14 protein-coding genes are annotated in these 13,636 nt (G+C 48.6%); 8 read left to right on the top strand and 6 right to left on the bottom strand.

The window, feature by feature from the left end:
* Positions 1–193: 193 nt before the first annotated feature.
* The 6 genes from rseP to tsaB all read right to left on the bottom strand — a co-directional run bounded on the left by rseP (position 194) and on the right by tsaB (position 6,100).
* Positions 194–1,597, bottom strand: coding sequence for an RIP metalloprotease RseP (gene rseP, locus DW917_RS08140; RefSeq protein WP_118117648.1), 1,404 nt, complete (start codon positions 1,595–1,597; stop codon positions 194–196).
* Between the two features lie 36 nt (positions 1,598–1,633).
* Positions 1,634–2,797: a 1-deoxy-D-xylulose-5-phosphate reductoisomerase gene (locus DW917_RS08135; RefSeq protein ID WP_118117646.1), complete on the bottom strand. Its 1,164-nt coding sequence runs from the start codon at positions 2,795–2,797 to the stop codon at positions 1,634–1,636.
* 15 nt (positions 2,798–2,812) lie between these two features.
* Positions 2,813–3,334 carry a ribosome maturation factor RimM gene (gene rimM, locus DW917_RS08130; protein ID WP_118117644.1) on the bottom strand — a complete coding sequence of 174 codons (522 nt, stop codon included), beginning with the start codon at positions 3,332–3,334 and terminating at the stop codon, positions 2,813–2,815.
* Between the two features lie 12 nt (positions 3,335–3,346).
* Positions 3,347–4,657 carry a UDP-N-acetylglucosamine 1-carboxyvinyltransferase gene (murA, locus tag DW917_RS08125; protein WP_118117642.1) on the bottom strand — a complete coding sequence of 437 codons (1,311 nt, stop codon included), beginning with the start codon at positions 4,655–4,657 and terminating at the stop codon, positions 3,347–3,349.
* 3 nt (positions 4,658–4,660) lie between these two features.
* Complete coding sequence (locus DW917_RS08120; RefSeq protein WP_118117640.1) at positions 4,661–5,335, bottom strand: DUF4290 domain-containing protein; 675 nt, start codon at positions 5,333–5,335, stop codon at positions 4,661–4,663.
* 72 nt (positions 5,336–5,407) lie between these two features.
* Positions 5,408–6,100 (bottom strand): tRNA (adenosine(37)-N6)-threonylcarbamoyltransferase complex dimerization subunit type 1 TsaB, encoded by a 693-nt coding sequence (gene tsaB, locus DW917_RS08115; protein WP_022110532.1) that lies wholly within the window; start codon positions 6,098–6,100, stop codon positions 5,408–5,410.
* 91 nt (positions 6,101–6,191) lie between these two features.
* On the opposite strand from tsaB, the gene DW917_RS08110 reads away from it, so the two are divergent.
* The 8 genes from DW917_RS08110 (at position 6,192) to DW917_RS08080 (ending at position 13,634) form a co-directional block, all read left to right on the top strand.
* Complete coding sequence (locus DW917_RS08110; RefSeq protein WP_118117638.1) at positions 6,192–7,070, top strand: YicC/YloC family endoribonuclease; 879 nt, start codon at positions 6,192–6,194, stop codon at positions 7,068–7,070.
* A gap of 28 nt (positions 7,071–7,098) precedes the next feature.
* Positions 7,099–7,677 (top strand): guanylate kinase, encoded by a 579-nt coding sequence (gene gmk / locus DW917_RS08105; protein WP_118117628.1) that lies wholly within the window; start codon positions 7,099–7,101, stop codon positions 7,675–7,677.
* Between the two features lie 62 nt (positions 7,678–7,739).
* Positions 7,740–8,327, top strand: coding sequence for a nicotinate (nicotinamide) nucleotide adenylyltransferase (nadD, locus tag DW917_RS08100; RefSeq protein ID WP_118117626.1), 588 nt, complete (start codon positions 7,740–7,742; stop codon positions 8,325–8,327).
* 10 nt (positions 8,328–8,337) lie between these two features.
* On the top strand, positions 8,338–10,260 hold the full coding sequence (locus tag DW917_RS08095; protein WP_118117657.1) for a phosphoethanolamine transferase: 1,923 nt from the start codon (positions 8,338–8,340) through the stop codon (positions 10,258–10,260).
* Positions 10,261–10,352: 92 nt separating this feature from the next.
* Complete coding sequence (locus DW917_RS08090) at positions 10,353–11,483, top strand: acyltransferase (protein WP_118117624.1); 1,131 nt, start codon at positions 10,353–10,355, stop codon at positions 11,481–11,483.
* A gap of 102 nt (positions 11,484–11,585) precedes the next feature.
* Positions 11,586–12,608: an acyltransferase gene (locus DW917_RS08085; protein ID WP_118117622.1), complete on the top strand. Its 1,023-nt coding sequence runs from the start codon at positions 11,586–11,588 to the stop codon at positions 12,606–12,608.
* Positions 12,605–12,739 carry a hypothetical protein gene (locus DW917_RS18075; protein WP_255415326.1) on the top strand — a complete coding sequence of 45 codons (135 nt, stop codon included), beginning with the start codon at positions 12,605–12,607 and terminating at the stop codon, positions 12,737–12,739. The genes DW917_RS08085 and DW917_RS18075 overlap by 4 nt, the downstream gene beginning before the upstream one ends.
* Positions 12,717–13,634 (top strand): decaprenyl-phosphate phosphoribosyltransferase, encoded by a 918-nt coding sequence (locus DW917_RS08080; RefSeq protein ID WP_118117620.1) that lies wholly within the window; start codon positions 12,717–12,719, stop codon positions 13,632–13,634. The genes DW917_RS18075 and DW917_RS08080 overlap by 23 nt, the downstream gene beginning before the upstream one ends.
* Positions 13,635–13,636 lie beyond the last annotated feature (2 nt).

Genomic DNA, 13,636 nt, shown 5'->3' with positions numbered 1-13,636 from the left:
GTATAACAAGAAAGGTGTATACTACTTTCAGTTAAAGACAAGCTGGAACTATTTGTTCCATTTTATAAAGCAAAAAAGGTGGATTTGCACTCTACAAATCCACCTTTTTCGCTTTATAAATAGAGCTAATGTGCTCTTAATTCTTATTTTTCTAATCCAGAAATCACCTTACAGAATACTTAACAATCCACTGTTACAGGATTCCAAACAGTCGCAAGACATCATTCAGATTCGCCACTACCAGCAGCAGAATCAAGATACCGAAACCGACAAACTCGGCACGCTCCATGAACTTATCGCCTGGCTTGCGACCGGTAATGATCTCATACAACAGGAAGAAGACATGACCGCCATCCAATGCAGGAATAGGCAGGATATTCATAAACGCCAAGATGATGCTCAGGAAGGCTGTCATCATCCAGAACGCATGCCAGTCCCACATGGATGGGAACAGACTGCCCAATGCACCGAAACCGCCTAAGCTCTTGGCACCCTCCTTGGAGAAGACATACTTCATATCGCCTACATAACCAGCCAAGACATTCCAACCATACTTGATGCCAGCTGGGAAACTCTCGAAGAATCCATAACTGATATGGGTTGGCTGATAGTCCATCATCACAGGATGATTGTAGAAACCTAACTTCACGCCCTCGTCTGTGGACTCAAACTGTACTGCCAAGTTGAGGGTATCTGCTACAGAATTCTTATTACCAACGCCTGCACGCAATACAGTCAGGGTGCCAGTAAGAGCCTTCAAACTGTCTTTAGGAGTCTGCGCTACGGAAAGCACATCATCCACTCTGCCCAACTCCTCGGTCAACTCATTATAGGAATCCACCTTCTTGCCGTTGACGCTCAGGATGCGGTCGCCCTTCTTCAGACCGACCTTGGCTGCAGGAGAATTCTGCATCACGCTATCAATCTGCAACGGAACGAAGACCTCTACAAAGCGAGGGGTCTCCTTGATCATGTCGAGCATGTTCAGATCGCCCGGAGTCTGGATGCTCACCTTCTTACCGTTGCGCAATACATCTACACGCTGCGCCTTGGAGAGCTCACGGAACAGGTCGCCATCATAGGTCTTAAACTCGCCCAAGTCTGTAGATAAGAGAATATCATGGTCCTGGAAACCTAATTTCTTGGCTTCGGTATTGAACTTCATACCCTGTTTCATGTCTTTGGTAGCCACATAGGTATCGCCCCAATGGAACATCACCATGGAATAGATGAAGAGAGCCAAGACGAAATTGACCAGCACACCACCTATCATGATGAGGAGACGCTGCCAAGCCGGTTTGCTACGGAACTCATAAGGCTGTTCTGGCTGCTTCATCTGTTCGGTATCGAAACTCTCGTCGATCATACCCGAAATCTTACAATAGCCTCCCAATGGCAACCAGCCCATTCCGTAAGTAGTATCTGAATTCTTTGGCTTGAACTCAAAGAGGTGGAACCATGGATCGAAGAAAAGATAGAACTTCTCAACTCTTACACCGAAGAGTTTGGAGAAGAAGAAGTGTCCGCCCTCATGGAGCAGCACCAAGATGGAAAGCGAGAGCATCAGCTGCAACGCTTTGATCAAAAATACTTCCATTAATTATTGATTATTCTGATTATTGATTATACCTTATTATATATGATGCATCAGTTCGGTGGCAATGCGGCGAGCCTCGGCATCGGTCTGCAGATAGACGTCGAGGTCGGGCTGACTGTCGAAGGTAGCTTTCTCCATCACCTCTTCGATGATGTCTGCCATCTGCAGGAATCCACATTCGCCACGACGGAAGCCGGCATTAACGATTTCATTGGCAGCATTGACGATGCAGGACATATTACCGCCCTTGCGAATGGCGTCAAAGCAGAGTTGCAGACACTTGAACTTCTTGTAGTCTGGTTCGAAGAACTGCAAATCCTGTGTCTTGAAAAGGTCGAGACGCTCGCCCTTCAAAGGCAGGCGCTGAGGGAAGGAGAAGGCATACTGGATAGGCAGGCGCATATCCGGCACGCCCAACTGGGCCTTGACGGCTCCATCCATAAACTGTACGGCACTATGCACCACGCTCTGCGGATGGATGAGCACCTGTATCTTGTCAGCAGGTACGCCGAAAAGCCACTTCGCTTCAGTCACCTCAAATCCCTTGTTCATGAGAGAAGCGGAGTCGATGGTTATCTTGGCGCCCATATCCCAGGTAGGATGCTTGAGGGCATCGGCTGCCGTCACCTTCTCCAACTGCTCGTGGGTGAAATTGCGGAAAGGTCCGCCCGAACAGGTAAGGAGTATCTTGTCGATCTCGTTCTGATCCTCGCCCACCAAACTCTGGAAGATGGCACTATGTTCGCTATCTACCGGGAGAATAGGCGCATGATACTGCTGAGCCAACTGGCAGATGAGTTCACCTGCCACAACGAGGGTTTCCTTATTGGCCAGACAGATTTTCTTGCGGGCCTTGATGGCATGGATGGTTGGTTCCAATCCAGAGAAGCCCACCATAGAGGCAAGCACCATGTCGATAGGGTCAGCCTCCACGATGTCGCAGAGAGCCTGTGCACCAGCATAGACCTTAATGTCAGGTTCGTCGCGGAGCAGATCCTGCAACTCCTCATAAAGTGTCTCATCGGCGATGACGACGGCAGCAGGATGAAACTTGTGCGCCTGAGCAGCCAGTTCCTTCACACGATGGTTGGCGGTGAGGCAATAGACCTCATAAAGATCGCTATGCTGTTCGATGACATCCAGCGCCTGTGTGCCGATGCTTCCCGTAGAACCGAGAATACATATCTGTTGTTTTTTCATTACTCTTCACTTAAATTACAGTTCCAGCAATCCTTCCGGAATCGCCATTCTGATTTCTTTCTTCTCTGCATTCACTTCCTCGATGAGGTCGTTGCTGGCAGGAATCAGCACCTCCTCTCCCTCCGGAGTTGTCACCTCGAAGAGGAGATTGATAGTGGAATCATCCACATGATCGATGGTGCCCACCACCTTGCCGGTAGGAACATCCACCAGTTGGAAACCGATGATTTCAGCCCAGCTCATGTGTTCACCATCGCTATCGGAAAGATGGCGCGGGAAATACACCTCGCAGCCTGTATAGTTGCGAGCCTGTTCCTGCGTATCAATATCCTCAAACTTCACCAGTACGTTTTCATCATTCTTAAAGCGGTATTCCTCCATATAGAAAGGAACGAGGATGCCGTTGATGTCGAGCACGAGATACTCCGCATCCACACGGTCGAAAACATCATCTGTAATAGCGAAGGTGATTTCTCCCTTCACGCCGTGAGGCTTTCCGAGCTTACCTATCTTATATACGTCGTCACGTCTTATCATATCCCATAGAAATTAATCCTCCACACGAGTAATCTTGGCACCCAATGCGTTGAGGCGGTTTTCGATGTCCTCATATCCACGGTCTATCTGTGCGATATTGGCGATACGGCTGGTTCCGTTGGCGCTCATGGCAGCTATCAGCAGGGCAATTCCGGCACGGATATCCGGACTCGTCATTCTGCCTGCACGGAGCGTGAGCTTATGGTCGTGACCTACCACCACGGCACGATGAGGGTCGCAAAGGATGATCTGCGCACCCATGTCGATGAGTTTATCCACAAAGAAGAGACGGCTCTCGAACATCTTCTGATGGAAGAGGACGCTACCGCGAGCCTGGGTAGCCACTACCAGCAGGACGGAGAGAAGGTCTGGAGTCAAGCCTGGCCAAGGAGCATCCGAGAGAGTCATGATGGTGCCGTCGATGAAGGAATCGATGACATAATGCTTCTGTTCAGGAATAAAGAGGTCGTCGCCCTCTACCTTGATTTTCACACCTAAGCGGCGGAAGGCATCAGGAATGATTCCTAAATTCTTGACCGATACGTCCTTGATGCGGACACCAGCGCCACACATGGCAGCCATTCCGATGAAGGAACCCACCTCGATCATATCCGGCAGAATGGTATGTTCGGCTCCATGCAGACTCTCCACGCCCACGATGGTGAGGAGATTGCTGGCGATACCGCTGATGCGTGCTCCCATCGCATTGAGCAGATGGCAGAGCTGCTGGATATATGGTTCACAGGCTGCATTATAGATGGTGGTAGTACCCTTGGCGAGCACGGAAGCCATGATGATATTGGCGGTACCCGTAACGGAAGCCTCATCGAGCAGCATATAGCAGCCCTTCAAGTGGTCTGCCTCTATCTGATAGACATTGCGCTCGTCATCATGCATAAACTTGGCTCCCAAATATTTGAAACCCAAGAAGTGCGTGTCGAGACGACGGCGACCAATCTTGTCGCCACCCGGCTTGGCAATCGTAGCCTTTCCGCAACGGCCCAAGAGCGGACCGATCATGAGCACGCTGCCACGAAGGGAGGAGCATTTCTTCACAAACTCTATGCTGTCCAGATAGTCGAGATTGAGTTCATCGCTCTGGAAAGTATAGTCGTTGCGGCTGTTCTGTGTCACCTTGACTCCGATTTCTTTCAGCAACTTGATGAGATTGTTGACGTCGAGGATGTCCGGCACGTTCTTGATGCGCACAGGATCCTTAGTTAAAATCGTGGCACAGATGACCTCCAGGGCCTCATTCTTGGCACCTTGTGGAACAATCGTTCCCTTGAGCGGATGGCCGCCCTCTATGATGAATGACTCCATAAGCTACTTATTATTCCTTTTCTTGTTATTTTTCTGAGAACCATTATTATTTTTCTGAGAACCGTTGTTGTTCTTTTGAGAAGCATGATTGTTTTTCTGAGGGACATTACCTGTAGGCAACACGAATTTCTCAAACTTGAAGTTCTTCAGGTCAAGTTGAATCTTGCCGTCTGTGAAACGAGCCAGGTCGGCAGCCACCTTCTCCTCATCGCAGGAACCGTGGCTCCATTGCGCCAGGTCGCGTCTCATCTGATTGGCAGTCAGCTTCACCAGTTCTTCACGCTCCGCTCCCGGCTCCATGTTCTTCAGTTTGTCGAAGATTTCAAACATCATGGCTCCATAGTGGCGCACAGGGATTCTCGTCATCGGATAATCCATCGGATCGGGTCTTTTGGCAATATCCTCAGCCTGCTTCACGGCATAGGGATAGTCGATATCGAGCTTGAAACCGCTCATGATGGCGAGATGGTCCCAGAGTTTGCGATGATGGTCCTCGGCATCTGCACCATCAGGAAACATGTGGTCCATGATGGCGATAATAGACTCCGCACAATGCTGGCGCTCAGCACGGTCTTTGATGGCGACGGCATGATCGACCATACTCTGAATCTCCCTGCCATATTCCGGCAAGACCAACTTTTCGCGTTGGGTATTGTAATCTAATCCTTCTATACTCATTCTGATGATGATTGATGAATGTTCTTTTTTATATTATATGTGAGAAGCCCACCGTTAGAGCAGATTCTTCTCTTAGAGCAGTTTCTTAGGCATCTTGGCCACAAAGTCCTTCAGATAGAAAGGAACGAAGTAAGCCACATCCTCAAACTTGCCTTCCACGAAGCGCTTCTCTGCCAGCGGAGCCATGTTCTTCGCTAATGGTTCGATGCCCTTCACGAGTCGGGCGTTCGGATGATTGATGACCTCCATACATTTCTCGGCTCCATTTCCGAAGAAATAGACAGTTCCACGATCGAGATACTCCTTGTAGGTATCTGCATCCACGATATCAGCCTGGATAGGGCGCACCTCCTTCAGGGCACGGTCCATCACCTTGGCATAGACTTCCATTCTGCGGGCATCAAGCATAGGAACGATAAGCGCATCTTCCTCAGCCGGATGCTCACCGATCAATACAGGAACAGCCATCAGTTCGAGCGTAGGGATGGAGATGAGCTTCACATCACGGCCATAGCAGATTCCCTTCGCCATACTGACTCCGATGCGAAGACCGGTATAAGAACCTGGGCCGCAACTTACCGCCACAGCCTCCAAAGGAATACCATGGGCATCTATGAAACTAAGAGCCTCATCTACGTAAACACCTAACTTAACTGCATGGTTAGGACCGCTGTGATCTTCCTTGTTGAAAATCACCTGTCCATTATCACTAATTGCCACTGAGCACACATCGGTACTCGTCTCAATATTCAATATACAAGACATAATTTAAAAATATATTCTTAAATAAGGTGCAAATTTAATCATTTTCTCGCTTTTTTTTGTACTTTTGCAGAAATTTAACGTGAAAGATTATATGATACAGTCAATGACAGGCTTCGGAAAAGCAACCGTTGCCTACAACGAAAAGAAAATTAATGTAGAGATAAAGTCATTAAACAGCAAGGCTCTTGACCTCTCTACACGTATAGCACCTCTCTATCGTGAAAAGGAGATGGAGATGCGTCAGATTATCGCTAAAATGCTGGAAAGAGGCAAGGTTGACTTTGCTATCTGGATAGAGAAGAATGCAGCTGCTGATGCAACTCCTATCAACGCTTCACTTGTAGAAAATTATTACCACCAAATCAAGCAAATTTCGGCTCAGACCGGTATTCCTGAGCCTACAGACTGGTATGGCACACTTCTTCGTCTTCCTGACGTAACAACAAGAACTGAAGTGGAAGAATTGACTGAAGAGGAGTGGGAAGCTGCTAAAAGTGCAATTTTGCAGGCCATCGGTCATCTGGTGGACTTCCGCAAGCAGGAAGGTGCTGCTCTCCAGAAGAAATTTACGGAGAAAGTGGATAATATTCAGGCGCTCCTTGCCAGCATCGAACCATACGAGAAAGCTCGCGTGGAGAAAATCCGTGCCAGCATCGTGAGCGGTCTGGAACAGATTCCTTCAGTCAACTACGACAAGAACCGCCTGGAGCAGGAGCTCATCTACTACATCGAGAAGCTCGACATCAGCGAGGAGAAGCAGCGCCTTACCAACCACCTGAAGTATTTCCGTGAGACCATGAACGAGGAAGGTCACGGCGTAGGCAAGAAACTCGGCTTCATCGCTCAGGAGATGGGTCGCGAAATCAACACCACCGGTTCTAAGAGCAATCAGGCTGAAATGCAGAACATCGTGGTGAAGATGAAGGACGAATTGGAGCAGATCAAGGAGCAGGTGCTGAACGCACTATAATTGGAATCATAAAATTAATGATATAATTATGAAGAACGGATTATTAATTTTCAGCGCTCCTTCCGGCAGCGGAAAGAGCACGATAGTCAACTGGTTGATGAAGGAACACCCGGAATTGAAGTTGGCCTTCTCCATCAGTTGCACCTCCCGCGCCCCTCGTGGTACAGAAAAGAATGGTGTGGAATATTTCTTCCTCACTCCTGAGGAATTCAAGGCTAAGATTGCCAACGAGGAGTTCCTGGAATACGAGGAGGTTTATCAGGACCGCTTCTATGGCACGCTGAAATCTCAGGTGGAAAACCAGCTGAATGCTGGCGAATCCGTCATTTTCGACGTAGATGTCAAGGGTGGCGTTAATATCAAGAAATTCTATGGTGAGCGTGCCTTGAGCATCTTCGTGCAACCTCCTTCGGTAGAGGAATTGCGCCGACGTCTGAATGGTCGTGGTACGGATGCACCAGAGGTGATTGAGCAGCGACTTGCCAAGGCAAGCTATGAGCTGACATTTGCTCCACAGTTTGACCATGTAGTAGTAAACGACAACTTGGAGAAGGCGCAGCAGGAGGTTTATCAGCTCGTCAAGGATTTTTTAAGTGAAGAATCCTAAGTGAAGAGTGAAGAACGAAGAGTGAAGAATTCAAGTGAAGAATTTTAAGTAAAGAACGAAGAATGAAGAAAGTAGGAATATTCGGAGGAAGTTTCAACCCGATCCATACCGGTCACATCGCTCTGGCCAAGAGCCTCTGCGAAAAGGCGGGATTGGACGAGGTGTGGTTTATGGTTTCACCACAGAATCCGTTCAAGCAGGCGGCAACCGACCTGCTTGACGACTCTTTGCGCTTCGAACTGGTGGAAAAGGCACTCAAAGGGGAAAGCCAGCTGAAGGCTTGTAACTATGAATTCCATCTTCCGAAACCTTCCTACACCTGGCATACGCTCCAGGCGCTGAGCAAGGATTATCCCGACATCGCCTTCACCTTATTAATAGGTGGAGACAACTGGGCCGCTTTCGACAAGTGGTTTCATCACGACGACATTCTCGCCCACTACCCTATCGTGGTCTATCCCCGTCAGGGAGCAAGCATCGGAGCCGTTCCGCAGGGAGTAACCATCGTGGAGACGCCCCTACTCAACATCAGCAGCACCCAGATACGCCAGGCGATTCTTCAAGGGAAAAGCATCCATGGAATGGTGCCGGAAGCCATCGAGGACTTGGCATGCAAATATTATAGGGGAATGAGAAATGAGAAATTATAATATGGAAAATATGAATTGGAAGAAATACATCAAGAAGGCTTTGTGCCTGGCATTTGAACCGATACGACGTAATGCAAACTTCTTTACGTTCATGTATATTTTGGGCGTACTGACTGCCGTAGTAACGCTCCCGAGATGGCGTGAACTCTACGACAACCTGTATCTGGAACTGTTTTTCGACCTCTACATCGTTTGTGCTGTCTTGGCTTTAATTCCTAAGAAAGTACGCTTCTGCATCAGAGGTGTGCTCTATCTCATCTTGTATGCCGTGGCGATAGCTGATGTCTATTGCTTCGTCAATTTCGGCTCCACGCTCAACCCTTCCATGCTCATGCTGGTGGGCGAAACCAACAGCAGCGAGGCAAGCAACTTCATCGCAGCCTGCCTCTCTACCGAGGTTATCTTCAGTAGTGTGGGCTGGGTATTGCTGCTCATCCTCGTGCAGATACTCACCGCCTTCCGCCGTTTCCGCCATTTCATCTGGAAAGTATCGGTACTCTTTGCCTCCTTCAGCAAACCGCTCTACGGTTGGCTTACCATTCATATTGACCGCATCACCCGACTCCTGCCTCAGGTAGCCGGCATCTGCTGCATCGCCCTCTTCATCTGGAGCGCCTGCACTTCCTGGCACAACAAGATGGCCATCCACAAGCTGATGACGGGCAAGACCATCGGCGAGGTGGAACACACCCTCACGGAGAAGGACTGCGCCAATCTCTACATGCCTATCTACCGACTCAATTTCAGCATCTACGCCAACAAGTTGGCAGCCAACCAGATTACCCAGCTGATTCATGCTGCCGACAAGGTGGAGGTAGATACCTGCACCTACCGTTCGCCACAGATTGTGCTCATCATCGGCGAGAGCTTCGGCAAGCAGCATTCCCAGCAATATGGTTATTTCATGGATACGACTCCTTATCAGGTGGCATTGGAAAAGACCAAGAAACTAACCAAGTTTACGGATGTCGTGACCTGCTGGAACCTCACCAGCTTTGTTTTCAAGAACGTATTCTCCACTCATGTCATCGGCGAAAAGGGTGAGTGGTGCGACTATCCTCTCTTCCCGGAAATCTTCCGCAAGGCAGGTTACCACGTCACCTTCATCACCAATGAATTTCTGCCGCAGGCCAAGGAAGCCGTATATGACTTCAGCGGCGGTTTCTTCCTCAACAATCCGAAACTCAGCAAGTTGCAGTTTGACAGCCGCAACACGGAGCTGCACGCCCTGGACGACGGACTATTGGAGGACTATGACAACGGACTGAAGGAAGCTGAAACCAACAGTAAGTATAATCTCACCATCTTCCACCTGATGGGTCAGCACGTGGATTACAAGACCCGCTACAAGCACAGTCAGACCCATTTCTGGGCTGGCAGTTACGAGGACAAGCGCCCAGAGCTGACCGACAAACAGCGCAAGGTGCTGAGCCATTACGACAACGCCACCCTTTACAACGACTCTATCGTGGCGCAGATTGTGAAGCGCTATTCCAAGAAGAACGCCATCGTCATCTACATGCCCGACCATGGCGAGGAGTGCTATGAGGGCAACCGCGGTTTCATCTGCCGCAACCATTCTGCCAATATCGACTGGCCTTTGGCTCACTACGAGTTTGAGATTCCTTTCTGGATTTTCTGTTCCCAGAAGTACATCAGCAGCCATCGTGACATCTACCGCCAGATTCGCAAGGCGAAGGACAAGCGTTTCATGACCGATGCCTTGCCTCACCTATTATTATATTTAGCAGGCATCGAGACTCCTACCTACAATCCGAAGTACAACATCCTCAGCCCAGAGTATGACGAAATGCGCCCTCGCATCCTGAAAAACAGCGCCGACTATGACAAGTTGAGGGATGCGGAAATGGAGAAGCAGAAAAGGCTGAAGGATGCAGAAGCTGCCATGGGACATAAAAAGAAAAAGAAATAGGAATATTGCATATTCAAAACAAAATACGTAATTTTGCACCCATAAAAAAGAATATGCCCCTATCATTCAATAAAGAATAGGAGAAATAAGATATGAATACACCCACTTTAAGTCGTTCGGAATGTAATGTGCTGCGAGGACTTGCCATTATCGGCATTTTCCTGCACAACTACTGCCATTGGATAGGTTCTATCGTCAAGGAGAACGAGTATCAGTATTTTCAACGCAACGTGGACTGGCTGAACCAGGTATTGGTCAATCCAGACCTCAATCTGCCGTTCCATCTCATCTCATTCTTCGGACATTATGGCGTACCAGTATTCCTCTTCTTGAGCGCATACGGACTGGTATTGAAATATGAAGCAAAGCCACATCTTGATGCCTCGACACAATTTGTCAACATCAACGGAAAGACGATGTGGAACTGGAAAGAGCCGCTTCGCTTCATCCGCTATCATTATCTGAAACTCTTCAAGATGATGATTGTGGGATTCGTGGCCTTCACCATGCTCGACTACATCACATACGGTCCGCACAAGTATGCTACGCTTGATGTCGTGGCGATGTTAGGTATGTTTAATAATATATTGCCCGACCCAGACCGCATCATCTGGCCAGGACCATTCTGGTTTTTCGGATTGATGCTCCAACTCTATATTATCTATCGTCTGTTCATCTATCGCAAACATTGGGGATTCACCGTAGGACTGATGGTAGTCTGCATAGTGATACAGATAGCGTTGGGATGGGACAATCCAGAGAGCGAGGCGATGAACCGCTACCGCTATAATTTCATGGGAGGAATGTTGCCATTCGGGTTAGGCGTACTCTATGCCCGATATGGCGAGAAGATATTGATGACTTTCCATCACAACGTGACGAATTTCTTCGGCATCATCTTCTGCTGCTCCATCATCTACAGTCTCAGCGGCAGCATGATGGGATGGACCTTCGTGCCCCTCTTCATCTGTCTGCTCAGCGTACTGACCGCCAAATTTCTTTCAGGAGTCAACTGGTTGTCAGGAGTCAACAGAATATTGGAATGGATGGGCGGCATTTCGGCGGCACTTTTCGTCTGCCACCCTATCACACGAAAGATTTTCATCCCTATAAGCCGACAGGGAGATATGTATGCAGGTCTGCTCCTCTACATCGTATCGAGCATCTGCCTGGCTTGGTTGTTCACGCAACTGATGAAGAAAATCCCAAATCCGAAGTTTTAGAAGCTTTTTTCGTTTTCTACCTCATCATTATCAAGAAATATAAACAAGAAGACAAGAGGATTCTTCACTCTTCGTTCTTCACTCTCCACTTAGCTTACGCCTATGAAGATAAAAGATATAGAACTGGCGAATATCAGCCGATTTCGTGGTGAACTGATGGGAGCAGCCATGCTCTTCATCATCCTCTTTCATGTGGGTTTGCCACGTGAAGATGCTTTCTATGGACTTCGCCGAATGGGAAATGTGGGAGTAGATATGTTTCTCTTCCTCAGCGGAATCGGTCTGTGGTTTTCATGGGTCAAGAATCCTGACGTTAAGCGTTTCTTCATCCGCCGTTATCTCCGCATTTATCCTGCCTGGCTCATCATCGCCTGCCTCTTCTACATTCCCCGTTTTCATGGCGGAAGTACGTGGGACTGGATTTATCTCTTCGGAGAGATTTCCATCAACTGGGGTTTCTGGCTGCACGATGAGTTGAACTTCTGGTACATTCCTGCCACAATGATGCTCTATCTCTTTGCTCCAGGCTATATGGAACTCATCAGGCGCCACCCTATCTACCGCTGGCTGCCCGTGGTCATGGTGATGTGGTGCATCCTGGTGCAATACGTTACTCCTATCCATCAGGCAGTTGGTCATCTGGAAATTTTCTGGAGCCGTGTACCGATATTCTTCATCGGAATCAACATGGGCGAGATGGTGCGCCGCAAGGATACGCTCGACGGGGCAAGCATCTGGATGATCTGGATTATGTTTCTGATGACGCTTCTCTCCAGCATCTTTCTGGAGCAGGTGAAGCATGGACAATTCCCGCTCTTCCTGGAAAGAATGCTCTATATCCCACTCACAGTAACCAGCATTCTGCTGCTCAACCGCATCTTCCGCCGCACTCCGAAATGGGTAAACAAGGCATTCATGTTTGTGGGCGCTTTGAGTCTGGAGGCCTACCTCATCCACATCCACTTCGTGCTCTACTATATCGAGAAATGGCATTGGAGCTATTGGCCTACCTTCTTCACCTGCATCGCCATCACACTCCCTGCCTCCTGGATATTGGCTAAAATCGTGGGCTGGATTTCTAAGGAATTAGGCAAAATCCTGATGGAGAAGGAGAAAGGAAAATGAGAAATGAGAAATTAGAAGGGAGAAAGGAGAACTTTTTTGAAAAGGAAAAAGGACTTTGGAAAAGGGAAAAGAGGAACGAAAGGAAAAAAATAATCAAAATAGGACTTTATGAAAGAAAAAGAAATAGATAATATAGAAAAGGACAGTAAGGGGTTGTCTGCCCTGATGCGTCTCATTCGCCCGAAGCAATGGATTAAAAACGGCTTTATCTTTATGCCGCTCTTCTTTGGCGGAGAACTTTTCAATACCGGTGCCCTGCTGGCAGGAGTCATCGCTTTCTTCGCCTATAGTTTTGCAGCTTCCAGCATCTACTGTTTCAACGACATTTACGATGTGGAGGCAGACCGACGTCATCCTGTGAAATGCCATCGCCCGATAGCTTCCGGAGCCGTATCGGTAAAACAGGCGTATGGACTGATGTTTCTGATGCTGATACTCTCCATCGGTTTCAGCAGTCTGTTGGATGGTTGGAAAACGATGGGCATTATCCTTTTCTACTGGTGCCTGAACTTAGGCTATTGCGCAAAGTTCAAGCAGTATGCCATCATAGACGTCTGCATCGTAGCCTTCGGTTTTGTGCTCCGTCTGCTGGCAGGTGGTGTGGCAACGGGCGTGGTACTGAGCAAGTGGATTGTGCTGATGACCTTCCTCATCACCCTCTTCATGAGCTTTGCCAAGCGCCGCGATGACGTGATAAGAATGGAGAAGACCGGCGAGGCTCCACGCAAGAATACGAGCCGCTACAATCTTACTTTCATCAATCAGGCGATTACCATTACCGCATCGGTCACTCTGGTCTGCTACATTATGTACACAGTAAGTCCGGAGGTTCTGGAACATTTCCATACCGACAAACTCTATCTCACAACGGTTTTCGTGCTGGTGGGACTCTTGCGCTACATCCAGATAGCAGTTGTTGACCAGCAGAGTGGCGACCCTACCAAGATTCTGCTCCGCGACCGCATCACCCAGGTTATCGTAGTAGCCTGGCTTGCCGCCTTCCTGTTCCTCATCTATATCGCATAAGG

This window comes from Prevotella sp. AM42-24 (assembly GCF_003461825.1).
Taxonomy (GTDB): Bacteria; Bacteroidota; Bacteroidia; order Bacteroidales; family Bacteroidaceae; genus Prevotella; species Prevotella hominis.
Note: the sequence above shows the minus strand (reverse complement) of the source record. Positions and strands in the feature narration are given on the sequence as shown.